At 61.8% G+C, this 24,547-nt stretch carries 25 protein-coding genes; 15 read left to right on the forward strand and 10 right to left on the reverse strand.

Features of this window, described 5'->3' with window-relative positions; translation table 11 throughout:
* Positions 1-155: 155 nt before the first annotated feature.
* Positions 156-1,361 (reverse strand): MFS transporter, encoded by a 1,206-nt coding sequence (locus tag AC4CWF_RS09845; protein ID WP_491281511.1) that lies wholly within the window; start codon positions 1,359-1,361, stop codon positions 156-158.
* Between the two features lie 104 nt (positions 1,362-1,465).
* Between AC4CWF_RS09845 and AC4CWF_RS09850 the strand changes: the two genes are divergently transcribed.
* From AC4CWF_RS09850 to AC4CWF_RS09870, 5 genes are all read left to right on the forward strand, one after another.
* Complete coding sequence (locus AC4CWF_RS09850; RefSeq protein ID WP_491281512.1) at positions 1,466-2,365, forward strand: LysR family transcriptional regulator; 900 nt, start codon at positions 1,466-1,468, stop codon at positions 2,363-2,365.
* Between the two features lie 172 nt (positions 2,366-2,537).
* The gene (locus tag AC4CWF_RS09855) at positions 2,538-3,086 is read left to right on the forward strand and encodes a hypothetical protein (RefSeq protein ID WP_491281513.1); all 549 of its coding nucleotides are present in this window, start codon (positions 2,538-2,540) and stop codon (positions 3,084-3,086) included.
* 178 nt (positions 3,087-3,264) lie between these two features.
* Positions 3,265-5,061, forward strand: coding sequence for an ATP-binding protein (locus AC4CWF_RS09860; protein ID WP_491281514.1), 1,797 nt, complete (start codon positions 3,265-3,267; stop codon positions 5,059-5,061).
* Between the two features lie 187 nt (positions 5,062-5,248).
* The gene (locus tag AC4CWF_RS09865) at positions 5,249-6,148 is read left to right on the forward strand and encodes a helix-turn-helix domain-containing protein (RefSeq protein ID WP_491281515.1); all 900 of its coding nucleotides are present in this window, start codon (positions 5,249-5,251) and stop codon (positions 6,146-6,148) included.
* 137 nt (positions 6,149-6,285) lie between these two features.
* Entirely contained in the window at positions 6,286-6,852 is a 567-nt protein-coding gene (locus AC4CWF_RS09870; protein WP_491281516.1) for a helix-turn-helix domain-containing protein, read from the forward strand.
* A gap of 97 nt (positions 6,853-6,949) precedes the next feature.
* Here the strand turns inward: AC4CWF_RS09870 and AC4CWF_RS09875 are convergent, their stop codons facing one another.
* From AC4CWF_RS09875 to AC4CWF_RS09890, 4 genes are all read right to left on the reverse strand, one after another.
* Positions 6,950-7,558, reverse strand: coding sequence for a transglutaminase-like cysteine peptidase (locus tag AC4CWF_RS09875; protein ID WP_491281517.1), 609 nt, complete (start codon positions 7,556-7,558; stop codon positions 6,950-6,952).
* Positions 7,559-8,057: 499 nt separating this feature from the next.
* Positions 8,058-8,663 carry a PilZ domain-containing protein gene (locus tag AC4CWF_RS09880; RefSeq protein WP_491281518.1) on the reverse strand — a complete coding sequence of 202 codons (606 nt, stop codon included), beginning with the start codon at positions 8,661-8,663 and terminating at the stop codon, positions 8,058-8,060.
* A 95-nt stretch (positions 8,664-8,758) separates the two neighbouring features.
* On the reverse strand, positions 8,759-9,358 hold the full coding sequence (locus AC4CWF_RS09885; protein ID WP_491281519.1) for a PAS domain-containing protein: 600 nt from the start codon (positions 9,356-9,358) through the stop codon (positions 8,759-8,761).
* A gap of 188 nt (positions 9,359-9,546) precedes the next feature.
* Positions 9,547-11,478 carry an acid phosphatase gene (locus tag AC4CWF_RS09890; RefSeq protein WP_491281520.1) on the reverse strand — a complete coding sequence of 644 codons (1,932 nt, stop codon included), beginning with the start codon at positions 11,476-11,478 and terminating at the stop codon, positions 9,547-9,549.
* A gap of 423 nt (positions 11,479-11,901) precedes the next feature.
* Between AC4CWF_RS09890 and AC4CWF_RS09895 the strand changes: the two genes are divergently transcribed.
* A complete protein-coding gene (locus AC4CWF_RS09895; RefSeq protein WP_491281521.1) occupies positions 11,902-12,615 on the forward strand; it encodes a rhomboid family intramembrane serine protease in 714 nt (237 codons plus the stop codon).
* 130 nt (positions 12,616-12,745) lie between these two features.
* A complete protein-coding gene (locus AC4CWF_RS09900; protein ID WP_491281522.1) occupies positions 12,746-13,180 on the forward strand; it encodes a CBS domain-containing protein in 435 nt (144 codons plus the stop codon).
* A 31-nt stretch (positions 13,181-13,211) separates the two neighbouring features.
* Here AC4CWF_RS09900 and AC4CWF_RS09905 read toward each other — a convergent pair whose 3' ends face one another.
* From AC4CWF_RS09905 to folE, 3 genes are all read right to left on the reverse strand, one after another.
* Positions 13,212-14,168, reverse strand: coding sequence for a patatin-like phospholipase family protein (locus AC4CWF_RS09905; RefSeq protein ID WP_491281523.1), 957 nt, complete (start codon positions 14,166-14,168; stop codon positions 13,212-13,214).
* 111 nt (positions 14,169-14,279) lie between these two features.
* A complete protein-coding gene (gene hisI, locus AC4CWF_RS09910; protein WP_491281524.1) occupies positions 14,280-14,738 on the reverse strand; it encodes a phosphoribosyl-AMP cyclohydrolase in 459 nt (152 codons plus the stop codon).
* A 28-nt stretch (positions 14,739-14,766) separates the two neighbouring features.
* The gene (gene folE, locus AC4CWF_RS09915) at positions 14,767-15,375 is read right to left on the reverse strand and encodes a GTP cyclohydrolase I FolE (RefSeq protein ID WP_491281525.1); all 609 of its coding nucleotides are present in this window, start codon (positions 15,373-15,375) and stop codon (positions 14,767-14,769) included.
* A 324-nt stretch (positions 15,376-15,699) separates the two neighbouring features.
* Between folE and AC4CWF_RS09920 the strand changes: the two genes are divergently transcribed.
* From AC4CWF_RS09920 to AC4CWF_RS09940, 5 genes are all read left to right on the forward strand, one after another.
* Positions 15,700-16,146, forward strand: a complete 447-nt coding sequence (locus AC4CWF_RS09920; RefSeq protein ID WP_491281526.1) for an iron-sulfur cluster assembly scaffold protein — start codon at positions 15,700-15,702, stop codon at positions 16,144-16,146.
* A gap of 4 nt (positions 16,147-16,150) precedes the next feature.
* Positions 16,151-16,531, forward strand: coding sequence for a membrane protein insertion efficiency factor YidD (gene yidD / locus AC4CWF_RS09925; RefSeq protein ID WP_491281527.1), 381 nt, complete (start codon positions 16,151-16,153; stop codon positions 16,529-16,531).
* On the forward strand, positions 16,495-16,959 hold the full coding sequence (locus tag AC4CWF_RS09930) for a DUF2267 domain-containing protein (RefSeq protein ID WP_491281528.1): 465 nt from the start codon (positions 16,495-16,497) through the stop codon (positions 16,957-16,959). The genes yidD and AC4CWF_RS09930 overlap by 37 nt, the downstream gene beginning before the upstream one ends.
* A 120-nt stretch (positions 16,960-17,079) precedes the next feature.
* Positions 17,080-19,104, forward strand: a complete 2,025-nt coding sequence (thrS, locus tag AC4CWF_RS09935) for a threonine--tRNA ligase (protein WP_491281529.1) — start codon at positions 17,080-17,082, stop codon at positions 19,102-19,104.
* 119 nt (positions 19,105-19,223) lie between these two features.
* Positions 19,224-20,063 (forward strand): lysophospholipid acyltransferase family protein, encoded by an 840-nt coding sequence (locus AC4CWF_RS09940; protein WP_491285336.1) that lies wholly within the window; start codon positions 19,224-19,226, stop codon positions 20,061-20,063.
* A 10-nt stretch (positions 20,064-20,073) separates the two neighbouring features.
* Here the strand turns inward: AC4CWF_RS09940 and AC4CWF_RS09945 are convergent, their stop codons facing one another.
* On the reverse strand, positions 20,074-21,054 hold the full coding sequence (locus AC4CWF_RS09945; RefSeq protein ID WP_491281530.1) for an RgsD C-terminal domain-containing protein: 981 nt from the start codon (positions 21,052-21,054) through the stop codon (positions 20,074-20,076).
* A gap of 227 nt (positions 21,055-21,281) precedes the next feature.
* On the opposite strand from AC4CWF_RS09945, the gene AC4CWF_RS09950 reads away from it, so the two are divergent.
* Together AC4CWF_RS09950 and AC4CWF_RS09955 are read left to right on the forward strand one after the other, a co-directional pair.
* Complete coding sequence (locus tag AC4CWF_RS09950; RefSeq protein ID WP_491281531.1) at positions 21,282-21,869, forward strand: nitroreductase family protein; 588 nt, start codon at positions 21,282-21,284, stop codon at positions 21,867-21,869.
* On the forward strand, positions 21,869-22,474 hold the full coding sequence (locus AC4CWF_RS09955; RefSeq protein WP_491281532.1) for a flavin reductase family protein: 606 nt from the start codon (positions 21,869-21,871) through the stop codon (positions 22,472-22,474). The genes AC4CWF_RS09950 and AC4CWF_RS09955 overlap by 1 nt, the downstream gene beginning before the upstream one ends.
* 99 nt (positions 22,475-22,573) lie before the next feature.
* Here the strand turns inward: AC4CWF_RS09955 and AC4CWF_RS09960 are convergent, their stop codons facing one another.
* Positions 22,574-23,182 carry an aldolase/citrate lyase family protein gene (locus tag AC4CWF_RS09960; protein ID WP_491281533.1) on the reverse strand — a complete coding sequence of 203 codons (609 nt, stop codon included), beginning with the start codon at positions 23,180-23,182 and terminating at the stop codon, positions 22,574-22,576.
* A 231-nt stretch (positions 23,183-23,413) separates the two neighbouring features.
* Between AC4CWF_RS09960 and AC4CWF_RS09965 the strand changes: the two genes are divergently transcribed.
* The gene (locus AC4CWF_RS09965) at positions 23,414-24,544 is read left to right on the forward strand and encodes a DUF2336 domain-containing protein (RefSeq protein WP_491281534.1); all 1,131 of its coding nucleotides are present in this window, start codon (positions 23,414-23,416) and stop codon (positions 24,542-24,544) included.
* Positions 24,545-24,547: the final 3 nt, after the last annotated feature.

The following is a 24,547-nucleotide window of genomic DNA, read 5'->3' on the forward strand; positions in this document are numbered from 1 at the left end:
GAACGGGGTCCGGAAAAGAATGCCCGTCCGTTATGGTCCGCCCGCCCGTCCGGTTCTTGCACGTTGCGGGATGATTTGGACGTTTCGACTTTTTGATGATGTGCAAGCCTATGTTGGGCCGGGGAGGCGTCTATCGTCCTCCCCGGCCCCTGCCATCAGGTGCGCTTGCCCAGGCCAACAATGCGAATGGCAAGCGCCATCACGGCAAGGACTGCGCCAAGTGCGCTGACGCCGGTCCAACCGGCATGGGCCCAGGCGAAGGTGGCAAGGGCTGCACCGGCGGCACCACCGAGGAACATCAGTGTCATGAACACCGTGTTCAACCGGCTGCGGGCATCGGGGTCCAGCGCATAAACGGTGTGCTGGTTGGAGATGAGCGCACTCTGGATGCCGAAGTCGAGAACGATCACCCCGATGACAAGCGCCACGAGCGAGGCCCAGAGCCCAAAGATGATCCAGGCCGCAAGCGTCAGCAGGGCACCAAGCCACACCACGAAATGCGGGCCATGCCGGTCTGCTATGCGGCCGGCAAGCGGCGCGGCAAAGATGCCGGCTGCACCGACGATGCCGAACAGGCCCGCAACATCGGCGCCGAGATCAAAGCGGGGCGTCGCGAGATAAAGCGCCAGCACCGTCCAGAAGGCGGTAAACGAGGCAAACAGCGTGGCCTGCATCAGCGCTGCGGTGCGAAGGGCGGGATAACGCCGCCACAGATGGGCAAGCGAACGGATCGCAGCCGGATAGGCCATGCGCGAGGCCGGGCGATGATGCGGCAGCGCGAGTGCCATCAGACCGGCACCGGCCAGCGCCAGCGGCACGCCGATCCAGAACATTTCCCGCCAACCGGCATGGGCACCGACGAAGCCTGAGAGCGTGCGGCTGAAGAGAATGCCGGAGAGAACGCCCGCCATGACGGTGCCGATGGTGGAGCCGCGCTTTTCTGGGCTTGCCAGCGAGGCGGCGAAAGGAACGATCTGCTGGGCAACCGTTGCACTCGCCCCGACGCCAAGCGAGGCAAGCGCCAGCAACCAGCCGCTGGGGGCAAGCGCCGTCAGCGCCAGAGCCACTGCCAGCACGATGAATTGCACGATGATCAGCCTTTTCCGGTGGACGATATCGCCCAGCGGCAGAAGAAAGAACAGGCCGAGCGCATAACCGAGCTGCGTTGCCGTCGGGATCAGCGCGGTCACTGTTTCCTGCGGGAAGTCCGCTTCGATCAGGCCGAGCATCGGCTGGTTATAGTAGATATTGGCAACCGCGATGCCGCTTGCGACCGCCATGGCAAGAAGCGGCGCGGTGCCGAGGCCCTTCTGTATTGCCGGTGAATGGGCCGTGTGCGTGTGCGGTGCGGTGGTCTCCATGATCGTCGCCTTTCTGGCTTTGTTGTGATGCTCCTCTATACCTTTCTTGCGGATCATGATTTAGTCACCGAACATGATCTGGCTGCATAACGGAAAACGATAGAATGGATACCGCAGACGTGCAGGTCTTTTCCGCCGCCGTCACTGCCGGCAGCCTGGCCGGTGCTGCAAGACTGCTTGGCCTGACGCCGATGATCGCCAGCCGGCGGCTTGCGGCCCTGGAGGCCTCGCTTGGCGTGCGGCTGCTTCACCGCACCACGCGCTCACTGTCGCTAACGCCGGAGGGCGAAACGTTCCTGCCTTTTGCGCGGGCTCTGGTCGATAACGAGGCGGAAGCCATGGCGCAGCTGCGCGCGGAAACGCTGGGAGCCGCCGGCCTCTTGCGGGTTTCGGTGCCGATTTCCTTCGGGCTGAAATTCATCATTCCCTTCCTGCCAAAACTTCTGCAGGAAAATCCTGATCTGCGCATGGCGGTCGATCTCAATGACAGCCTGCCGGATCTCGTGGCGAGCGGCACGGATCTCGCCATCCGCATCGCAAGGCTGCGCGACAGCAGCCTGATCGCGCAAAAGCTTGCCGACAACCCGCGCACGCTGGTGGCAAGTCCTGACTATATCGCAACACGCGGATTGCCGGAGCGTATCGAGGATCTTGCCGGCCATGATTGTCTGGCCTTGGGAAGTGCCACGCACTGGACCTTTTCCTCCGCGCACGGGGAACGCCATGTGCGGCTCGGCGCACGGCTGTCCTGCAGCAGCATTGCCGGCTGCCATGCCGCAAGTCTTGCCGGCGGCGGCGTGGCGCTTCTCTCCAACTGGTATGTCGATGAGGATGTGGCCGCCGGACGGCTGGTAAAAATCCCACTTGCCGATGCCAGCCCGGAAGAGATCAACATCTGGGCGGTCTATCCGACGCACCAGCTTGTTTTGCCGAAAGTGCGCGTCTTCATTGCAACCCTTCGCCAGACGCTCAACGCGGCAGGGGTGGCAACCGCCGGCGGTTAACACGCCGTCGAAGCCGAAAAAGCGGAGCCAATTTGCCTATTCCGATTATTCTTGTCCGATCCGGCCAGGTGCCGACTGCCCCCCGGCGCTCTTGTCCGCGTATGCATTGCCAATATTCGAACAGGCGAATAAGTGTGGCGCGGAGCCTCCCGAGGCGCAAAAGGAGCATGACATGGCGGCAGGACCACACCACGAGGCCGAGAAGCTGCTGCGCCTGGACCAGTTTCCTCATGTAAAGGTTGAGCCGTTCCAGGCAGGCGCCATCTGCGCATGGCATATCCGCCATGCCCATGACGATAGCCCCGGCGCTGTTCTGGAACTGGAGCCACGGCCTGCCTATTTCGCCATGATCTATCTGCGTCCGGTGACGCACTGCGATCTTCTGCGCAACGGTGAGGCACTGTCTCCAAAACGATATGACGAGGGCAGTATCTGTCTGGTGGATCTCTCCGAAGGAGCGGCAATCCGTCTTTCCACGGAGCTGGATGGAATAGGGCTGGTTGTGCCGTTTTCGCTCGTGGATGAAATCGCCGACCGCTTTCCGCAGTTGCGGATCTTGCCGAGGCCACGCCGCAACAGCCCGGACACGGTACTCTATAAGCTCGGCCTTGCCCTTCTGCCTTTCCTGTCCGGACATGATGATACGGCCTCGCCCGCACTTCAGCATATCCTGGCGGCTCTTTGCATCCAGCTTCTGGCCGAGCGCCACAGCCTTCATTGACCGTCTTTCAGCAAAGCCCGTCCTCGGCTAACGGCCGTGCCTTGCGGGCTGTCCTCTGTCAAATGATGGTCCAGATCGTCCAATTCAGGATACTTTTCTCCTATAGCTCATGCGCGACCTGATTTAGTCTCAGGTCTTCAGGCATTTTCGAGATGCCATGCGCCGGGGATTGTCGCCGATGAACCAAGATCCACTTGCCAAGGTGGTGCTGTCAGAGCGTTTTACCCTCTCCGTTCAGGAGCGGACGCTTTATTGCGAGGGTGAACCGGTCAAGGTTGGTGCGCGGGCGCTGGAAATCCTGCTGGTGCTTTCGGAAAAACCCGGCCATCTCGTCTCCAAGCAGGAATTGCTGGCACGGGTGTGGCCGAATCAGCATGTGGATGAAACGGCGTTGCGTGTTCATCTGTCGGCTCTTAGGCGGCTGCTGGTGTCCGATGGCGAGGACCGTAAGCTGATCGTTAATGAAAGCGGGCGCGGTTACCGGCTCGTGCCTCCGGCCTTCGACCGCACCGATGGGCTTGTCGCCCCGCAACGGCTGAAAAGCACGCTGCCTCTTGCCGTTGCAAGCCTGATCGGCCGTCAGGCCATGGTGACGCGTTGCACGGATATTCTGGCGGCGCGACGCCTGCTGACGCTGACCGGGCCGGGCGGCATCGGCAAGACGACGCTGGCGGTCGCCGCAGCATCCGCCTTTGCCACAGGGCACGACATGCCGGTGCTGTTTCTCGACCTTGCGGACATGGCCGATGCAGGCGCACTCCGCGCCGAGCTTGCCCGCCAGCTCGGTCTTTTCGATCTGGAACGGGGGAACCTGCGCGATTTTTCCGACGTGATCGGGGCCTCGAACCTGCTCATCGTCCTGGATACCTGCGAACACCTCATCGACAACGCCGCCACCTTTGCCGAAAGCCTGCTCGGCATGCTGCCGAACCTCGTAATCCTCGCCACAAGTCGCGAGCCCTTGAGGGCTGCCGGAGAATGGGTGCTGCACGTGCCGCCGCTTGGGCTGCCGCAGGGCGATGCCGAGGGTGGGCCCCGGTCCCTGCTGCATCCGCCGGCCGTTCGCCTGTTCATCGAGCGGGCGCAGGCCGTCTGCCCGGACTTTGCGCCCTCGAGTGCCGAACTTTTGCAGATCAACCATATCTGCCTGAAGTTGGACGGGATGCCGCTTGCGATCGAAATGGCCGCCGCGCGCCTTGCAACGCACACGCTTTCGGAACTTGCCCGCCTCTTGTCGCAGGGTCTTTCGGTGCTGGTCAGCGGCCGGCGAACCGCACCTGCCCGGCACCGCACGCTGGTGACCAATCTCGACTGGAGTTTCAATCTTCTCGGCGACGAGGAGAGGGACGTTTTTGATCGGTTGTGCGTCTTCAACGGGGCGTTTTCGATGAAGGATGCCATAGACGTCGTCGGCACCATCAGGATGGGAACCCACAGGATCGTCTGTACGATCACAGCCCTTGTCGAACAATCGCTGGTCATGGCCCAGCAGGTCGGGACGGAGACCCGCTACAGTCTCTTGAAGACCCTGCGGCATTATGGACTTCGCCACGCGATGGGCAATGCTGCCTGGCGCGAGGCGAGCCGCAATCATGCCCGCCGCGTCCTGTCTCTCACGCAAGGCGGCGCAAAGCGACTCGCTGACGATCGGGCGGACACCTTGCCGGCGCTGATCGAGGACGTCCGGTCGGCGCTTGCCTGGGCAGCCGGCCGACAGGGCGACCCCGAACTGGCCACGGCTCTGTTCGGCAGCGCCTCGCGGCTGTTCTTCGATCTGTCGCTTCCCATTACCTGCCTCGACCTTCGGGCGACGAAACCATCCCTGTCGGCGACGAACTCGGCGCGAATGCTGGTGCAACAGGGACGCTGCGGGGATGCGCGCCGCGTGATCACCCAGGCAGGAGCGACTGTCTTGCGCATGAAGGATGCCGTGCCGGTTTGCGAGCCGCGCATGATCCTCGCCGATCTCGGCTGATACCCCACCGGCGTGCATCGCGAAGCGACAGTTCCAGTCCTGCGAGAACCTGACCTTTCCGCCACCGCAGATATGTGCAAGACTAGGCTCGGTTGCATCCTGCACAAGGGATCGGGCAGCGTCGACAGGCGACGTGCCCCGAGGCGATAAACCGGCCGGAACCACGGTTGCAGAGGGGAGAGCGGGCATGGTCAGTCAGGTCGCCAATCAGGCATCGTCGCGCGATGCCCTCGGCTGCACATCCAAGACTTTGGCCCGCGATCAGGAACTCTGCCGCAACGGGATCCACCTCTATCGCAAGCAAGTTGTCTCCGATCAGGTCTCCGAGGTCGTGCTGCCGGCCAATGATCGCGGGTTTCTGATCGGTGTTTCCATGGCCCCCGGCCATCGGCGCAATATCTACCACGGACGCAGCCGTACGGATTACAGCTTTTCTCCCGGTTCGCTTTACCTGCGTAATTTCGGCGAGGATTACCGCGCCGAAATTGACGGCTCCTTCGATTTCATGCTGTTTGAAGTCAGCCATGTGCAGCTTCGCCGGGCAGCCGAGGAAACTCGCTCGCGCATGTTCGACGGACTGCTCGAAAAGGCCGCACATGACGATCCGGTGCTGTCCAATCTGGTGCGTGCGCTCGCCCCATCGCTTGACAGGCCGGAGGAGGCGCACGGCCTTTTTCTCGATCAGGTGTCCATGGCCATCGCCACGCATCTGGTCCACCGTTATGGCGGGGGACGTGGCGCAGCAGCGGGACAGCCGCTCCTGTCGCACCGGCTGGAACGGCGCGCCAAGGAGTTTCTCGACGCGCATCTGGACAGGGACATTTCCATCGGCGACGTGGCCGAGAGTTGCGCCATGTCGCGCAGCTATTTCATCCGCGCCTTTCGCGAGACGACCGGCATGACGCCCTATCGCTGGCTTCTGGAACGGCGCGTGGAGCGGGCGCGCAAGATGGTGGAAGAAACCGATGTGCCCTTGGCCGAAATTGCCAGCGCCTGTGGTTTTTCCGACCAGTCCCATCTCAGCCGGCACTTCATGCAGATCATCGGACAGCCACCGGGCCGCCTTCGCCGGACACTCCGGGGTTGACGGCATCGGGGGGCTGACGAGAGGGTGCCCGCTTTCGAAAGCTTAGCTTTACAAAACTTTACGGGGATTAACTGGCCCCTTCGCGCAACGTTTCCTAGCATTCAGCAATCCTGCCACCGAATGTCGAGGGATTGCACGTGTCTGAACTTGCAAGCACCACCAGCCAGCACAATCAGGAGCCGGGCTTCCGGACGAGCCAGTTGGCCGCCGAACTTCTCACGCTGCTCTGCGAGGCCGGTGAGAGCATAGACGAGGATGTCGGGCATACGCGCGACTGCCTGCACCGCGCCAGACGGCTGCTGGCGGGCGATCATGATATCACGCCTCAGGCACGTGCCGTGCAAGGGTCGGGCCTTGCGCCCTGGCAGATGCGCCGCATCGTGCGCCATGTCGAGGAACACCTGCATGCGATGATCCGGACAGAGGATCTGGCCGCGGTCGCACGCCTCAGTGTCAGCCATTTCAGCCGCGCCTTCCGAGACAGTTTCCAGGACACCCCTTATGCCTACGTGCTTCAGCGTCGCGTCGTGCGGGCGCAGGAGATGATGGTGTCCTCAAATGATTCGCTGGCCCAGATCGCTCTCGCCTGCGGCATGGCGGATCAGGCGCATTTTTCCCGGCTGTTTCACCGCATCACCGGGGAAACGCCGAGCCGCTGGCGCCGTCGACATTCGGCAACGCTGATGGACAGGCAGCTAAGCTGAAGCGAACACGCCGGCGAACGTCAAAGGCAAGACACCGGCATATGCGGCAAACAGGCGAGAGGCGAAGATCCCGCCAGATAAACCATAACGCCCAGCCTTACTGTTTGACGCTGCTCACCGCCGTTGCGCGACCGTCCTGAAGTTTTACCCAACGGGCGGGATCGTCGGTCGCCTGACGTTTGAGGAATGTATATTCCGTCTCCGACCAGAGCATGACCTTGTTGCGCATGTTGTCGAGCACGAAGTCACCACGGTCGGTGCGCACCGTCAGCACCGCATGACCCTCGCCATTCGGTTGCAACACCACGGTCAGCAGCAGATTGGACGAATCAAAACCCTGGTTGATCAGCATCTTGCGCTTCAGCAGCGCAAAATCCTCGCAATCGCCAACGGAGGTGGGATAGGCCCAGCGCTCCTCGACACCGTAGATTTCCTCGTCCGTCATCGGCTTGATCTCGGTGTTGACGGTATAGTTGACCTCGAGAATCGTGCGCCAGCCGTCTTCGGTCAGCGTCAGCGGGCCTGTATCCCGGGTACGGCTGATGCATTCGCTCTGGTAGGTGCGGCAGAATTCATAGTGACCGATGGGGGGATTGGCCTTGCCGGTGATGCGCATGCTGCCGGCAAAAGCAAAAGCGGCCTGCGTGGACAGGAAGGTCAGGCAGAGGGCAGCAAGGCCGGCCCCGATGATCTTGGTGTACAACATGCGCGTTTCTCCTTCGTCGGGAGAAACATCGCACCACCGGCTTGATCGCTCGCGAAATTCGGCAGTCAAATCAGATGCTTGTTTTAGTCAAACTTGCCGCGAATTTGGCTAAAGTTTAAATCAAAACCGCAGCTCGGCTGCCGCCCCATCGCAAGGCGTTGAGCGACACGGCAAGATGCATTTGGATCAAACTTTATCGATCATCCGACAAGTGACTGAGTTTTCGGGAAAATGCCTGCCCCGCGTCCGTGTGCCGAAAGGCGTCCCGGCGGCCGTGGCAACCCTTGCGATCCGTTCGCCGGCAGAGGCAACAAGCCGGAACACTCCGTTTTTCACCTTCAAAAGCACCGCGAGGCGACTTAAAAAAATTGTACCGGAACAGGATTTTTTTGGGCTCCCGCCGCGGGAGCGACAACACGTGCGGCTTTCACACAGCCGATTGCACGAAAAAACCCGCCGGGCAGGCGGGTTGAGGCAGTCGTTTTCCGGTTGCTGATTTTTAAAGAAACGTCCGCAGGCTTTCGCGTGTCTGGACGCTGGAAAATTCGACCGCCATGCCTTCCGTGAAGTGACGCACCACGCGGCCGCGCAAATGGTTGAGTAGAACGGGCGTACCGATCGGCGGGCGCATGTCGATATCGACGGCGGCACCTGACAGTGACAGGTCGACAAGGCGGCAGGCATGGCGGCTGCCGTCTTCCAGGGTCAGTTCGGCATGGGTGATGCGCGGCGTCAGGCGGTCATGCCGGCGGTCTTCGGGCAGGCCGAGTTCGTGGCGGTTGGCAAGCCAGGTCAGTTGCGCTGCAAGTTTTTCGCGCTTGCGGTCCGTTGCCACCACCGACATGACGAAACCGTCATTGTTGAGTTCCAGAACCTTGCCCTCGATGCGGCCGAGATGATCGATATAGGCGATGATCCGTTCGCCCGGAAGCGGCGCACCGACACAGGTGAGCACGACATCGCCCGGCGACATCTCGGTGATCATGCACGGATATTCGTCATGGCTTGCAAGCATCAGGCGCCCGGGCATGTTGACCGAGACACGCTGAAAACTGCGCACCGGCATCGGGCGGTTCTGGGCTGGAGCGTTCCGGAACGTGAACATCACCGTCCTTCACATGTTGGTCTGTCGCAAGTCCATCATCGATACAGCCCGGGCGGTTAATATATGGTTCCAGGGATGACGCTATCGGCCTTGCGTCAGGGCTGGGGAAGCGGCACCGGCCGGATCGACCGCAGCCGGTCGAAAATCCGATTTTCGCTGCGCACCGGTGGCGTAATTTCCGGCAAAACATCGGCAGGGGCGGTCATATCGATCATCTGCCAATGATCAAGGCCGAAAGCCCCAAGCGCAAGCGGCCGATGCGCCGGGATCTGCCCGAGCGGCAAAAGGCTTGCAAGCAAGCGGTCGGCGCGCCCCTGCGGAGAACGCAGCGGCAGCAACAGCGCCTCAAAGGCCGGATAAGACGAAGCCCCGGCGATCGAAAGATCCATGACAACAGGGCGTTCCGTCCGCAGCGCAAGGCTTGCGGCGCGGTTTGCGATGGCGCGGGAATGGGCATCCCAGATCACCTCGAACGGATTTGCCCGCAACTCCCTGTCGAACAGGTCGCAGATACGCGTTCCCGCCAGCCGGAACTTGAGGCTGCCGCCGTCCTGGTCGAGGATGAAAAGATCGGAAAGACGATGGCGCAAGGCTGCGGGATTGATCTGCGTGCGTGTCGGAACAGCCTCGCCGAGACGTAAGCTGTCCCAATAGCTGAAGATTTCCTTGCTGCGCTCGTTTCGCATTGGCACCATCTGTTTCGTTCCGAAGCGGTTCGTGACGCATTTCCGCCACAAATATGAAAGGAGCGAAAATCGTGCCAAGAGGCCGGCAAAGCGCCGGCGGAGACGGTGACGGATGAGACAAGAAGGCGGAAAAATGAAAAAAAGCGGCCCGCAGTGTGCGAGCCGCCGGAGATATCGAAGGGGGCAAGCCTCTCCGGTCAGCCCTTGATGCGCAGCGAAAGGCCGGTCTTGCCATAGACGGGCACAGTCTCGTGCCCCTCGAGCACGATGTCATCGAAGCGGCCCTCAAGAGCGCCGGAACGGATCACGGACAGTTCGTCGCCGGCAGACGGCGTATAACCGGCAGCAAGGGTCACCCGCAACACTCCCCCTTCGATTGCGGCATTCTTGCCGATCGTCAGGCCGCCCTCCTTGCCGGACACGGTGACTTCAACGGTGCCTGCCTTGCGCATCACGAAATTGCCGGACACGGTAAGCTTCGGCCCCGCCACCACCGCCCGGCCGCCGGCGACATAGAGATCGCCCGAGCCGAAGGCGCTTGGTGAGGCAGCAACGAGCGCGCCACCTTCCACGATCACGCCGCCGGAAAAGCTGTTGTGGCCGGAAAGCGTCAGCACACCGCTTCCCGTCTTCACCAGCTTGCCACCGCCTGCGATATCGTTCTTCCAACTGTCGGCGGCATTAAAGCCGCCCTTTGCGGCGTCCATGGCAACCGTGACGTCGCCATCGAAGGCACCGAACCCGTCGGCTGCGGCAAACAGGTTAAGGCGCCCCCAGCCTTCCGCATCGCTCATGATCGGATAACCGCCAGCAAGTGCCGTGCTTTTGAGGACGACACGGCGCTGCGCGGCATCGAGATAGGGAAGGCGGGTTTCGAGCAGCACTTCGGCGCCCTTCGGCACGACTGGCGCGCTGTCTGATGCGCCAATCCTCGGCAGGCCGTAGGTGAAGCGGGGTGCAACGAAGGCTGCGTTTTCGGCGCGGTCGGCAAACCGGTCCGTGCCGGCCGGGGCGGAATGGGCAAGCGCCATCAGGCCGGCAAAATCTGCCGCGCCGGTTTCGCTGGCCAGAAAAGTCTGGGTCTGCTGATAGGCTTCCGACTTCAACACGGCATAGTCGGATCGGTTGAGATTATAGGCGACGACGGCTGTTGCCTGCATGCGCCCGCCGATCACATCGAAAGGCTGGTGCATGCCGGCGCGGATGCGGTTTTCGCCCATGCGCACCGCGCGCGTCACCATCTCCTGATAGCGCTCAGGCACCAGATAAGCCATGACAAGCGCATCGCGCCAGGCTTCGGCTGTATGGCCGCTCGGAAAGCCGCCATCGCCGGCGGGTTTGGTGCTCTTGGCCGGCTCCAGCTGCGGCACGACGCGCACCTCCTCGCTCCAGCGATAGGGGCGGGCATATTTATAATAACGCTTGGCGGGTTCGGTGGAGCCATCCTTGCTGCCGGCCTCCACGAGATCGACCGCCTTGCCCATATTGGCATTGCCGTCCTTGCTGCCGACGCCGCGATTGTTGCCCTTGTCGTCATATTTGACGCTTGTCGCATCCGCGGGCATGTCGGTGATGGTCGTCGTCTGCTGAACGCCTTTGCGCCAGGCATCCGCGAGCGGCCCGAGCCCGTCGGTGATGCTGACGCTCTTGCCGCGACGGTCATCGAGATAGGCTTCGAGATCGGTTTCGGGCGTATGGGCAGCGGTCGTCCGGATCACGTAACCGATGTTGGCGGCATGAACGTCCGGCTGCTTTATCGTGCCATCGGTTGCGCTGCGCGGCAGGCCGTCCCAGTCGGATTTGGCAACGGCGGGGCAGCCGTCTTTCGCCGGCGCATCCTGATCGGCATCAACGAAAGGCGTGCGGGGTGTCCAGAGATCAAGGAAGCCGGACAATAGCCGCACGCCGGCATTGGTCTCCTGCGTCGAAAGGCAGGCATCACCGCGCTGGTTGCTGGCACCGTTATCGACATAGGCCGCAACGCCTTCTGCCGGATTGGCGCTGTCGGCATGGCCAAGTCCTGCCGGGGCCGGCGGCAGCACGATCGGATCGGCAAACGCCGGGGCAAGGGCTGTGGATAGGAGAAGGGAAAGGGTAAGGCCGGCAAGGGACGGAACGCGGCAATTCATGGTGAGGGCCTTTCTGAGGAGGAGGGCAGACAGGATGCACGCATGCGTGGTTCACCGGTCGCCTGGCGGACGGGTCGGGCATTGAGGTGTCGGGAATGTCCCGGCGGTCGGGCACGGGCTATCCCGGAAGCCCGCCTTTAAATCATGCCTGCGACAGTTTTCTTACAATCGGAGCATGACTTAGATTTTGCGTCGACTGTGTATGGCCTGTTCAGGAGGCCGCGTTGAAGCGGAGGGCCTTGTTACCTTTCCCTAATGCCGCGGCGTGCTTATATGTCTCTCATCAAAACCGGGAAGGACGCGCAGATGGACGATTCGCCGAACACACCAGGGTCAGGCGATCAGCCACCGCATAACGCAGGCCGTCCGCCGGCTTCTGTCCCGAATACTGGGCCGGATGTGGGGCCGGCAGTGGGGCAAGGCATGGAGCGGCCGCGCGCGCCGGCCCAACCGATCTTCAATCTTCCCAAACCGCTCGTTGTGACCCTTGCGGTGCTGGTCGTACTCTATCTGGTCGATGCCTATCTGCTCAGCGACCAGTGGCGCGAGCTGATGCTGTTTGAAATGGCCTTCACGCCGCTGCGTTATGTCTATCCGCTGACCGATCAGGGGCTGGAATGGCTGTGGACGCCGGTCACCTACTCCTTGATGCATGGCAGCCTGGAACACCTGATCTTCAACTGCCTGTGGCTGACGGCCTTTGGTGCGCCCGTGGTGCGCCGTATCGGGCTCTGGCGTTATCTTGCCTTCTGGATTTGTTCGGCAGCCGCCGCCGCCTTTTTCCACGCGGGCCTCAACTGGGGACAGGAGACGCTGCTGATCGGTGCGTCGGGTGTCGTCTCGGCGCTGATGGGCGCTGCGTGCCGTTTCGCCTTTCCCAAACATGGCGGCGGCATGCGCCGCGATTCGGCCAATTTCCTGCCGCGCCAGGGCATTGTGTCGGCGCTCAGAAACCGCACGGTTCTGGTTTTTACCGTGGTCTGGTTTCTGGGTAACGTGCTGGTGGCTCTGGGCATGCCGCTGGTCGGTTCGGATGCCGGCGCCATTGCCTGGGATGCACATATTGGCGGCTTCCTGTTCGGCTACCTGCTGTTTGGGCTGTTCGATCCTCTGGTCGGTGAAAAAGAGATTGCTTAACAAATGCCGTCTGCAGGCAGTTGACTGTTGCAAAGCCTTTGAAGCGGGCGCACCATTCCCGTCCGGGTGCGCCAAAAGCAGTGGGGAGTTTAGCCGACGGCGCATCAGACATAGTCAATAGGAGGAATTGATGCCTGTCTCCGTCAAGAACATTCTGGATGCCAAAGGCCGTGACGTGATGTCCGTCAGCCGGGAAAAAACAGTGGCCGAAGTGGCGGCCATTCTGGCTGAAAACAAAATCGGCGCGGTCGTGGTGACCAGCCTTGAAGGCCGTATTGCCGGCATATTTACCGAGCGCGATCTGGTGCGCGTGGTGGCAGCCGATGGGGCAGATGGCCTGCAAAAGCCTGTTTCTTCAGGCATGACCGCCAATGTCATTCGCTGTCGCGAAGACACCAGTCTCAACGAATTGATGGAAACCATGAGCACCGGCCGCTTCCGTCATATTCCCGTGGAGGAGGGCGGCAAGCTCGTCGGCATCATCTCCATCGGGGACGTGGTAAAAGCCCGCATCCGCGAGGTGGAGGCGGAAACCGAGCATATGATGGCCTATATCGCCGGCTGATTCTCTTCCTGCTGGCGGCCGGAAACGGTCGTCAGCTGGCAAACACATCCTGCATGCGCTTCAATTCGCCAATGCGCGCCTTGGTTTCCTTGTAGCCGCGGTCGATTGCTTCGCCGGCGCGGTGGAATTCAGACAGGCCGATGTCGCTGAGGCGCGGATGCAGCGCCAGATCCGGCGGATCGCCGGCAAGGCGCGCCCGCGAAATGCGCTCCTGTATGATGTTGAAGGCCTGCACCATGACGCTCGTCATGCCGATCCGGGCCTCACGCACCTTCGTGTGCTGTCCTTCGACCACCGGCAGCACGCTGGCATTGTGCTTGACCACCGCCGAGCGGCCAAAGATGTCATAGTTGAGGTTGACGGCTACCACGAGCGGCTGCTCATAGGCGCGGCAGACGGAGGTCGGCACCGGATTGACCAGCGCGCCATCGACCAGCGTGCGGTTGTTGCATTTGACCGGCTCGAAAATGCCGGGCAGGGCATAGGACGCGCGCATGCCTGTGATCAGCGAGCCGCTGGTGATCCACACTTCATGGCCGGTGTTAAGTTCGGTACAGACTGCGACGAAGGGCCGGTCAAGGTTCTCGATGGCAATGTCCTCGAGATCCTCTTGCATGCGTTTGGTCAGCCGCAGGCCGCCGAACAGCCCACCGCCGCCAATGGTGAGATCGAGAAGGCCGGCAATGCGGCGCACGGTGAGCGAACGGGCAAAGGTTTCCAGCGCATCGAGCTTGCCAGCCAGATAACAGCCGCCGACAAGCGCGCCGATGGACGTGCCGGCAACCATGCCGATTTCGATGTTTTCTTCTTCCAGTGCGCGCAACACACCGATATGGGCCCAGCCGCGCGCAGCCCCGCCCCCCAGCGCCAGCGCAAGTTTTGCCTTGCGCACCGGCTTTTCGGGGGCAGGCAAAGCCGAGGGCGTTTTCGCGCTCCCCTCTGCATTTGCTGCCGGCACATCGCCGCGATTCCAACTCCAGTTCAGCATGCCTGCATCCGTCCTTTAGCTGAACATCACCCGGACATCCATCTAACGTCCGTTCTGGTTTAGAATTCGTTGATTGTGTGACCGCGCGCCGATACCGGGATCAAATGCCGTTTACGCGTGCGTGCCGCCATAGACAGCATTTGGATCAAAATGCCGCTGTTCATCGATGACTTCAAGATGCGGCTTGCCATCGACCAGAGACACGGCACGATAAAAACACGAGCGGCGACCCGTATGGCAGCTGGCATCGTGGCCGGCGACCGCGACCTTCAGCCAGACGGCATCCTGATCACAATCGGTGAGAAGCTCGACGACCTTCTGCAGGTTGCCGGAGGTTTCGCCCTTCTTCCAGATTTTTGCCCGCGAGCGGCTGTAATAATGGGCAATACCGGTCTCGATGGTCAGCGCAAGCGCATCACGGTTCATATGGGCGACCATCAGCAGGTGGCCATCGCGGATGTCGGTCACGATCGCCGTGACAAGGCCCGCCTCATCGAAACGGGGCGTGAACGGTCCCGTGTCCTCCAGCGCCGCCTTGTCGCGCGGCGCCTCGTCAAATTCGATCGTCATCAAAAAACTGCCTTCGGACTTTATCCGGTCATTGCCGGATCATGGTGAGGAAACGCGCCTGCTCGGCGGCATTGTTCTGGTAGTCGCCGGTAAAGGTGGTGGTGAGCGTCGAGGAACCCTGCTTCTGGATGCCGCGCATGGACATGCACAGATGTTCCGCATCGATCATCACGGCAACGCCCCGTGGCTGCAGAACCGACTGGATGGCATGGGCAATCTGCGCGGTCATCGCCTCCTGCGTCTGCAGGCGACGGCCGAACACCTCCACGAGCCGGGCGATCTTGGACAGACCCAGCACGCGGCCCTTCGGCAGGTAGGCGACATGCGCCTTGCCGATGATCGGCACCATGTGATGCTCGCAATGGGAATAGAACGAGATATCGCGCACCAGCACGATATCGTCATAACCTGCCACTTCTTCAAACGTCCGGCCAAGCACCTCTTGCGGGTCCTCGCCATAACCGCTGAACAGCTCGAGATAGGATTTTGCAACGCGCTTTGGCGTATCGATGAGGCCTTCGCGGCTCGGATCGTCGCCGGCCCAGCGCAGCAGAAGGCGCACGGCATCCTCGGCTTCCTGCTGGGTCGGGCGATCCTCGCTGTTGCCGGCGGGGAAATTTTTCACGATGGCGTCCATCTTCTCGTCTCCTGATGCGGTTCAAGGCCGCACCTGACCAAAGCCTGTCGGCTGGCTGTCCGGTTTTACGTTCTCCGGTGCCGTCAGGCGTTACGGGCTTTCTGCCCCTGCGGATCGGTTTTTACAAGACAAAGCCTACCGCTTTCGCAACCCTTTCAGCCAAAACTTTCCGTCTTGATGCGCCGGGCTTGGATCATCATATATAGTGGCAAAGACTGCGCGACCAGCGCCGGCGCAAAGACAATCCGTTCGCGAACCACATGCAGATGGGGCAGCACGGCAAGACCCGGACGCCCCGATGACAAAAAAGCCCGCAAGAGAACAATGATGGACGATATCTACAACAGCCGCATCCTCGAACTTGCCGGCAATATCGAGCGCACCGGCCCGATGGAGGATGCCGATGCGACATCGGAAAAACATTCCAAACTGTGCGGCTCAAAGGTGCGCGTTTTCCTGAAGATGAGGGACGGCGTCATCGACGACTTTTCCCAGCAGGTGCGCGCCTGCGCGCTGGGCCAGGCCTCATCTTCCGTCATGGCCCGCCATGTGGTCGGTGCAAGCGCCGACGACGTGCGTGCCGCCCGCGAGGCAATGCTGGCGATGCTGAAGGAAGGTGGCGAAGGGCCGGAGGGCCGATTCGAGGAGATGCGCATTTTGAAGCCGGTGAAGGACTACAAAGCCCGCCACGCCTCCACCATGTTGACCTTCGACGCCGTTATCGACTGTCTCGATCAGATCGAGGCGAAAACGCACGCCATGGCAGGTTAACGTCATGTGTCGCCACTGCGAGGCGCTTGATGACGAGGACGACGAGCGGCCGAGACGCAAGACCCGACATCGCGGCCGCAACTGGCGGGGACCGTTTAAAAAGACGCCGGGACGTCTCATCGGCATGGGGTTCATCCGGCTCTACCAGCTGACGCTCTCCGGCTTCATCGGCAATTCCTGTCGGCATATCCCCACCTGTTCGGAATTCGGTTATGAGGCCGTGGCCCGCCACGGCCTGTGGTTCGGCTTCTGGATGACGGCCCGACGGTTTGTGAGCTGCGGACCCTTTGGCGCGTCCGGGCTCGATCCGGTGCCGGAAACGCTGCTGCCCCGGCAACGCTGGACACCGTGGCGCTATCGCAATGCGGTCTCGAAAGTCTCCTGACCATGCCGATCCCGATGGAATACCACCACGCAACGGATGAATTCGAAGCCTTCATGAAGGATCTTCTGGAGATCTCGCTGCTAAAAACCCGCCATCAGGGCTACACGATGCTGCAAGCCGTGCTGCAGGTGTTTCGCCGCCGGCTGACACTGGAAGAGGCCATCACCTTCGCCAATCTTTTGCCCGCGGTGCTGCGCGCGATCTTCGTCAGCGATTGGGATACACGCGAACCGCTCAAACCTTTTCTGGATCGGGAGGCGATGATGGACGAGGTCCGGGCACTGCGCCACAACCACAATTTTTCAACCCCGAGCGCCATCGAGGACGTCACCAGCGCCATCCGCCGCCATGTGGATGCAGAGCGGCTGGAAGCGTTTCTGGGCACCTTGCCGCCGGGCGCCCGAGCTTTCTGGGGACTGCCCGACTGACGGTTGATCTTTACGCGGCGGCGTTTTTCACCTATCACGCGCGGGTTAAAAGCGACCGCACCGCGCGGTCCGAGATCACCACCCGCATTCGTTGGCGGGACTGGATAACAGGAGAAAAGCATGTCCGTTTCCCTTAGCTTCCCCGATGGCTCGATCCGCAACTATGACGCCGGCACAACCGGTCTGGCGGTCGCCGAATCCATTTCGAAATCGCTCGCCAAGAAGGCCGTTGCCATCGCCATCGATGGGACGCTGCGCGATCTCTCCGACCCCGTCACCGACGGCCGGATCGAGATCGTCACCCGCACCGATCCGCGCGCGCTGGAACTCATCCGCCACGACGCCGCCCATGTGATGGCAGAAGCCGTGCAGGAACTGTGGCCGGGCACGCAGGTGACAATCGGCCCCGTCATCGAGAACGGCTTTTATTACGACTTCAAGCGCGTCCACCCGGATAGCCGCGAGGACTGGCCGTTCACGCCTGAGGATCTGCCGAAGATCGAAAAGCGGATGAAGGAAATCATCCAGCGCAACAAGCCGTTCACCAGAGAAATCTGGCCGCGCAACAAGGCGCGCGACGTGTTTGCCGACAAGGGCGAGGCCTACAAGGTTGAGCTGGTCGACGCGATCCCGGAAGACCAGGACCTGAAGATCTATTACCAGGGTGACTGGTTCGACCTTTGCCGCGGCCCGCACATGGCCTCCACCGGTCAGGTCGGCACCGCATTCAAGCTGATGAAGGTGGCTGGCGCCTATTGGCGCGGCGACAGCACCCGCCCGATGCTGACGCGCATCTATGGCACCGCTTGGGCAACACAGGAAGAGCTTGACCAGTACCTGCATGTTCTGGCCGAGGCCGAAAAGCGCGACCACCGCAAGCTCGGCCGCGAAATGGACCTGTTCCATTTTCAGGAAGAGGGTCCGGGCGTCGTCTTCTGGCACGGCAAGGGCTGGCGCATGTTCCAGACGCTGACCGCCTATATGCGCCGCCGGCTTGAAAACACCTATGAGGAGGTCAACGCGCCGCAGGTGCTTGATGCCTCGCTCTGGGAAACGTCAGGCCACTGGGGCTGGTATCAGGAAAACATGTTTGCGGTGAAATCGGCCTATGCCTTCACCCATACGGATGACAAGGAAGCCGACAACCGCGTCTTTGCCTTGAAACCGATGAACTGCCCCGGGCACGTGCAGATCTTCAAGCATGGGTTGAAATCCTATCGCGAATTGCCTGTTCGCCTTGCCGAATTCGGTCTTGTGCATCGTTATGAAGCCTCCGGCGCGCTGCACGGCCTGATGCGCGTGCGTGGCTTCACGCAGGACGACGCACATGTGTTCTGCACCGAAGAGCAGATGGCGGCGGAATGCCTGCGCATCAACGACCTGATCCTCTCGGTCTACGAGGATTTCGGCTTCCAGGAAGTGGTGGTGAAACTTTCAACCCGGCCGGAAAAGCGCGTCGGCACCGACGACCTCTGGGATCGTGCCGAAAGCGTGATGCTGGACGTCTTGAAGGAAATCGAGGCCCAATCGGGCGGCCGCATCAAGACCGGCATTCTGCCGGGCGAGGGCGCCTTCTACGGGCCGAAGTTCGAATATACGCTCAAAGATGCCATCGGCCGTGAATGGCAGTGCGGCACGACGCAGGTGGACTTCAACCTGCCGGAACGCTTTGGCGCCTTCTATATCGACCAGAATTCCGAAAAGAAGCAGCCGGTGATGATCCACCGCGCCATCTGCGGGTCTATGGAACGTTTCCTCGGCATTCTCATCGAGAACTTTGCCGGCCATATGCCGCTGTGGTTTGCGCCGCAGCAGGTGGTGGTGGCAACGATTACATCGGATGCGGATGATTACGGCCGCGAAGTGGCAGAAGCCCTGCGCGAGGCCGGCCTCATCGTCGAGACCGACTTCCGCAATGAGAAGATCAACTACAAGGTCCGCGAGCATTCGGTCACCAAGGTGCCGGTGATCGTGGTCTGCGGTCGCCAGGAAGCGGAAAACCGCACGGTCAACATCCGCCGCCTCGGCAGCCAGGCGCAGACCTCAATGACGCTCGATGAAGCGGTCACGTCGCTGAGCGAGGAGGCAACCCCGCCGGACCTCAAGCGCCGTGCCGCACGCCGGCTGGCGGCCAAAACATCCTGATAGGGCTTCCTGAGCCGTATGACAGCCCTTGCGCCCTTTGGGGCAAGGGCTGTCAGCATACTGACATGAAAATGCAATAGTCTTGTCATCCTGATTTGAGCCTGCGCCGGAGAGGCATGTTGCGTTTCAAGGAACTGTCATACGCGAACGATCGCGATCCGCGCCTGAAGCGCTGGTTCATCCGCTCCATCGAAGGCCTGTCGGGCCGCAACCGCTATGTGCGGCTCTACGATGTCTGGCGCAGCGACATTGGGGCCGGCACCGAACGGGTGTTCGGCCGCATGCTCGATCTGATCAATGTCCGGCTTGAGGTGGATGGGGTATGGCCGCCCAAAGACCTGCCGGAGGCGCCGCTGGTCATTGTCGCCAACCACCCCTTCGGCATTGGCGACGGCATTGCCATCCTGTCGCTTGCCGAACAGCTCAACCGCCCGTTTCGCGTGATGATCAACAACGAACTGTTGAAAGTGCCGGAACTTCAGCCCTACGCGCTGCCCGTCTCCTTCGAGGAAACCCGCGAGGCGCTCGCCATGAACATGGAGACCCGCCGGGACGCGATGCGGCTTTTGAAGGACGGCGTCACCATCATCATCTTTCCGGCCGGCGGTGTCGCGACGGCGAAAAAAGGCTTTGGCCGCGCCGAAGATTTGCCGTGGAAGATGTTTCCGGCGCGCCTCATCCAGGCCGCCCGCGCCAATGTCATCCCGGTCTATTTCCACGGGCAGAACGGCCGGCTGTTTCACCTGGCAAGCCGCGTTTCGCTGACACTGCGGCTGTCGCTGCTCATCCGCGAATTCAAGCGCCTGTCGGGCACTTCGATCCGCGCCAAGATCGGCCCGCTGATGAGCTGGGAGGAAATGGCCGCGTTTCCCGACCGCAAGGATCTGCTCGCCGAGCTTTACCAGGCAGTGTTCGTCATGCGCGACATTCCGAAATCACGCTTTCGCAAGGCTGGGTAGGGCAAAGGTCTCAATCAGCATCGACACTGGTGGCCTGCTGCTCGCGCAGCAACACTTCCACATCGGCATTGCGCCCGGACGTCACGGTAAAGTCGCGCTGGTAGATCTTGTCCTTGTTTCGGGCAATGGCGGTGTAATCGCCTTCAGCCAGCACCATCGTGGAAAAGGCGCGCACGCTTTCGCTCACCACATCGCCGCCGGATGTCAGCACCGACCAGGCCGTATCGGCAATCGCCTCGCCACCGGGCTGGGACACCAGTTTCAGTGTGATCTGAGCGGCGCGGTGCTGAAGAGTGGCTTCCGTCAGCTTTCCGGCCTCGACCTGAATATCGGCACGTGCCACCGCGTTGATATCGCCGTATTCAGAGACAATGTGATAGGTGCCGGCATTGAGGCGCACGATCGTGTCTGCCGTGACATTGGCCATCACGAGGCCGCGTTCGCCATCCTCGCGCACATCGGCGGAATAGACGGAAAAGCGCAGCTTGTTGGCGGGAATGCGCTGCTGGCTGCCGGCAACGGCGTTCAGCACAAAACCGCCGGCATCCAGCACCAGCGTCTGCTTTTCCACCGGGCCATCGGCCGGCACGTCCAGCTTCTTGGTGACGCCAGCCCGCCCGAAAGCGACATTGACGAAATAAGCACCGGGCGGCAGCATGAAATTGGCAGCCCCGCCTTCGGAACTTGCCACCACCGGCAGTTTGCCATCCGGGCCGGCAATCGGGCTGAACACACGCCATGTCAGGCCCGCCTTCATCGTCTCGCCGTCCGGCGTCAGCTTGGCCTGCAGCGTCACGTCCTTGGCGACCGGCGCAGCGCGGCCGGCGCTTGGCGAAAAGGCATTAAGCTTCGGCATCTTGGCGGTGCTGTCGATCTGCTTGAAGGTCTTGAAGGCATCTTCCGCCAGGGCGCGGCGGGGCATGACAAAGCCAGCGCCCGGCGTCACAAGGAGCGCTGCAAGGAAGGCGACCGCGAAGGGAGATGATTTCATGCCGTGGCGACCGTTGACTCTTTGAGACTGAGCCGCCACTTCAAGACCAACCGCGCGGCAAATTCAAGACCTACCGTGTCCTGGCGCTTCTTTTACAAATTGGAAGCTGTGGCCAGAGACGCAATTTGCCCGGAAAATGTCACGCGCGGGAGATGTCCCGTCAAACACAGCAGCCGGACCATACTGCCATCGTTCACGCCCGGCAAAACACGGATCTTCTGTTTCCCATGAGCAACGAAAAGACATTGTTCGACTATCTTGCCACCCGCCGCTCGATCCCGGCGCCACAGATGACCGATCCGGGCCCGGATCGCACTGCCATCACCTCCATCCTGACGATTGCCTCACGCGTTCCCGACCATGGCAAGCTGGCGCCCTGGCGGTTCATCGTCTATCGCGGTGCGGAAAGACTGCAACTCGGCACAAAACTCCTCGAGATCGCCCTTGAAAAGACGCCGGATCTGTCGGCGGAATTGCAGGAGGTGGAGCGCACGCGGCTGGCGCGCGCGCCCGTCGTCATCGCCGTCGTCAGCACGGCAGCCGAACACTTTAAAATTCCCGTCTGGGAACAGGAGCTTTCGGCCGGTGCCGTCTGCCTCAACCTGTTCATGGCCGCCAATGCGCACGGCTTTGCCGCCAACTGGCTGTCGGAATGGATCGCCTATGACGAGGCGACGAAGGCCGTGCTCGGCATCCAGCCGCAGGAGAAGGTGGCAGGCTTCCTTTATATCGGCTCCACCACATTTCCGCAGACGGATCGCCCGCGCCCGGATCTTGCAGAGATCGTCACCTGGGTCGGCGAGGGAACGAACTGATGTTCTACAGCACCGACGAGAACCACCACGGACTTTCGCACGATCCGTTCAAGGCGATCGTTGCCCCGCGTCCGATCGGCTGGATCGGCACGAAGGGCAGGGATGGATCTTTCAACCTCTCTCCCTATTCCTTCTTCAACATCGTCTCCGACCGCCCGAAGATCGTCATGTTTTCGTCCAGCGGGCGAAAGCATAGCGCGCGGAATGCCGAGGAAACCGGGGTCTTTACCGCAAGCCTCGTCAGCCGTTTCATCGTGGAGCCGATGAATGCCTCATCGGCGCCAGTCCCCTATGGCGTCGACGAATTTAAACTGTCAGGGCTCACGCCGAAGATGGGCGATCTGGTCGAGGCGCCTTTCGTCGCCGAGGCGCATGCAGCGCTTGAATGCCGGGTCACGCAGGTGATCCAGCCCATCGGGCTCGATGGCGCGACCGGCGAATCGGTGATGGTCTTCGGGCAGGTGGTCGGCATTCATATCAGCGAAGCCATCATCCGCGATGGCCGCATCGACATGGGCCTTGCCCGGCCGATCGCACGCATGGGCTATATGGATTATGCCGATGGCGGCATCGACGTCTTTCAGATCGAGCGTCCGAAAAGCTAAAGCACGTCCAGCAAAAGTGCGTCAGCGGTTTTGCGTCCGGACTGCGTGAACACCAATCGATAGAGCATTAAAGGTGACCCCGTTTTCACCGGCAATGCTCTAGGAGGGTGCTGCAAACACCTGATCGATAATGTCTGCCTGCATGGGCAGGGTGGTGATCCTCGCCCCAAAGCCCTCATCGCGGGCAAACAGACATTCGGCGGAAAACGAAGCGGCATCGTCGGTATCAGAGGCGGTGTCGATGGCAGCGACGCCGGCGGCCTTGGCCGACAGCAGGAAGAGGCTGCGGGCGGTGCGCAGCATCTCGGGTTCCTCACCCGGTGCGGTGCGCTCGGCAAGGCCCGCGGCACGGCAAAAGGCCGGGCCATCCCAGATCAGCGCCTCCAGCCGCGCGCTCATCCGGCGAAAATCCCGCGCAAAGACGGCGCCCTCGGCCGTGTCGGCCGGATAGGCCGCAATCCGCAAGGGCGCGCCGGGCAGGTTTTCCTCCGCTTCGATCACCGTCAGCAAAACATCCAGATGCTGCAGCATGGCGGCCTGCGTCACCTGCGGCAGGATGACGGCCCGCGCATGCCAGCGGATGGCGGCGCGGATCGTATCCTCGATCAGCGCATCCTCGAGGGGCGGCAGGACAACGCCGAGATTTTGTCCGCCCGCAAACACGCCCTTCTGCGGCGGCTCTCGTTCCTGCAGTTGCACCCCATCCACCAAAGGCCTTCGCAGGCTTAAAGCCGGCGCGGTGTCGAGGGCATCCACCGCCAGTCTTTGCCAGCAGTGGGGAAGGATAGCATGGCTCGGCAGCGCGATTGCTTGGGTCAGCGGAACCCCCTGTCAAATGTTAAGGGACATGGTGAACGGAACATAAACCATTTCTCTCTAGCCTCATTGCCATGGAGAGGTCTGCAGTAGACTACTCCTAATATTCGAGGCGCGTCATCGGTGATCGTACAGACTTTTATTCGATGGGCTGAAAGTGCCAGCGTCAGCGAACGGGAAAAGGCGGCAAGTGCACTCGCCAGCACCTTCCTCAGGCTAAAACCCGAAGACGGGCGCCACCGGCAGGCTCTCACGGCCCTGATCCATCTCCTGGATGATCCAGCCGCCAGCGTCCGCAGTGCTCTTGCACAAGCGCTTAGCACCTCGCCGCATGCGCCGCGCGGTATCGTGCTGGCGCTTGGCGAAGACCAGCCGGATGTCGCCTGCCATATCCTGACACTCTCGCCGGTGCTCACCGATCATGATCTGGTGGATCTCGCAGGACGCGGAAGCCGCCTGGTCAGGGGACTCATCGCCGCACGCCCAGGCCTTGGCGCCGGCGCAGCCGCCGCCATTGCCGAGATCGGAGAGATCGGCGAGATCCTGCTGCTGCTCGACAACGACACCGCTCGCCTCACACGCTACAGCCTGATGCGCATCGCAGCCCGGCATGCGGGCGATGGTCGCGTGCGCGGCAGCCTGCTCTCCCGTCCCGACCTGCCTGCCGAGGCGCGTGCGCTTTTGGTGCGCCATGTGGGCGAGGCGCTCAGCGGCTTCAATCTCGTCTCGCGCCTCATCGATCCGGTGCGCCTCACGCATGTGACACGGCAGGCAGGCGATGCGGCAACGCTGCACCTCAGCGACCATGCCGCCGGCGAGGAGATGGCGCGGCTTGCGGCCCACCTTGCCGCATCGGCACGGCTGACGCCGACTTTTCTGATGCAGGCGCTGGTCAGCGGCCGTATCGATTTCTTCGCCGCAGCAATCACGCAACTGTGTGGCCTTTCGGAGCATCGGGTGCGGGCAATGATGGCAACGGGGCGGCGCCATGCCATACGGGCGCTTTACGAATCAGCCGGCCTTGGCCGCGACATCTCGCCGCTTTTCGTCGAGGCAACGCTGATCTGGCGCGAGTGTGCGAGCCAGCCCGAAGGCCAGCCGGAGGAGGGAATTTTCGAGGCGCTGGCGGCCAGCGTCACGCGCCCGGCAGACCCGGCGGCACCCGTCAATATGCTCCTCGACCTTGTCGAGGAGATCGGCCATGACGACCATCGCCTCAGGATGCGCGCACTGGCGCGATCCCTTGCCGCCTGAACA

It is taken from the genome of Neorhizobium sp. PAMB6630, from assembly GCF_058242775.1.

What these genes read in the sequence shown, in the direction of transcription:
- AC4CWF_RS09845 (WP_491281511.1), bottom strand. Translation starts at nt 1,361, where the DNA reads ATGGAGACCACCGCACCGCACACGCACACGGCCCATTCACCGGCAATA.
- AC4CWF_RS09850 (WP_491281512.1), top strand. Translation starts at nt 1,466, where the DNA reads ATGGATACCGCAGACGTGCAGGTCTTTTCCGCCGCCGTCACTGCCGGC.
- AC4CWF_RS09855 (WP_491281513.1), top strand. Translation starts at nt 2,538, where the DNA reads ATGGCGGCAGGACCACACCACGAGGCCGAGAAGCTGCTGCGCCTGGAC.
- AC4CWF_RS09860 (WP_491281514.1), top strand. Translation starts at nt 3,265, where the DNA reads ATGAACCAAGATCCACTTGCCAAGGTGGTGCTGTCAGAGCGTTTTACC.
- AC4CWF_RS09865 (WP_491281515.1), top strand. Translation starts at nt 5,249, where the DNA reads ATGGTCAGTCAGGTCGCCAATCAGGCATCGTCGCGCGATGCCCTCGGC.
- AC4CWF_RS09875 (WP_491281517.1), bottom strand. Translation starts at nt 7,558, where the DNA reads ATGTTGTACACCAAGATCATCGGGGCCGGCCTTGCTGCCCTCTGCCTG.
- AC4CWF_RS09880 (WP_491281518.1), bottom strand. Translation starts at nt 8,663, where the DNA reads ATGTTCACGTTCCGGAACGCTCCAGCCCAGAACCGCCCGATGCCGGTG.
- AC4CWF_RS09885 (WP_491281519.1), bottom strand. Translation starts at nt 9,358, where the DNA reads ATGGTGCCAATGCGAAACGAGCGCAGCAAGGAAATCTTCAGCTATTGG.
- AC4CWF_RS09890 (WP_491281520.1), bottom strand. Translation starts at nt 11,478, where the DNA reads ATGAATTGCCGCGTTCCGTCCCTTGCCGGCCTTACCCTTTCCCTTCTC.
- AC4CWF_RS09895 (WP_491281521.1), top strand. Translation starts at nt 11,902, where the DNA reads ATGGAGCGGCCGCGCGCGCCGGCCCAACCGATCTTCAATCTTCCCAAA.
- AC4CWF_RS09900 (WP_491281522.1), top strand. Translation starts at nt 12,746, where the DNA reads ATGCCTGTCTCCGTCAAGAACATTCTGGATGCCAAAGGCCGTGACGTG.
- AC4CWF_RS09905 (WP_491281523.1), bottom strand. Translation starts at nt 14,168, where the DNA reads ATGCTGAACTGGAGTTGGAATCGCGGCGATGTGCCGGCAGCAAATGCA.
- hisI (WP_491281524.1), bottom strand. Translation starts at nt 14,738, where the DNA reads ATGACGATCGAATTTGACGAGGCGCCGCGCGACAAGGCGGCGCTGGAG.
- folE (WP_491281525.1), bottom strand. Translation starts at nt 15,375, where the DNA reads ATGGACGCCATCGTGAAAAATTTCCCCGCCGGCAACAGCGAGGATCGC.
- AC4CWF_RS09920 (WP_491281526.1), top strand. Translation starts at nt 15,700, where the DNA reads ATGATGGACGATATCTACAACAGCCGCATCCTCGAACTTGCCGGCAAT.
- yidD (WP_491281527.1), top strand. Translation starts at nt 16,151, where the DNA reads ATGTGTCGCCACTGCGAGGCGCTTGATGACGAGGACGACGAGCGGCCG.
- thrS (WP_491281529.1), top strand. Translation starts at nt 17,080, where the DNA reads ATGTCCGTTTCCCTTAGCTTCCCCGATGGCTCGATCCGCAACTATGAC.
- AC4CWF_RS09945 (WP_491281530.1), bottom strand. Translation starts at nt 21,054, where the DNA reads ATGAAATCATCTCCCTTCGCGGTCGCCTTCCTTGCAGCGCTCCTTGTG.
- AC4CWF_RS09950 (WP_491281531.1), top strand. Translation starts at nt 21,282, where the DNA reads ATGAGCAACGAAAAGACATTGTTCGACTATCTTGCCACCCGCCGCTCG.
- AC4CWF_RS09955 (WP_491281532.1), top strand. Translation starts at nt 21,869, where the DNA reads ATGTTCTACAGCACCGACGAGAACCACCACGGACTTTCGCACGATCCG.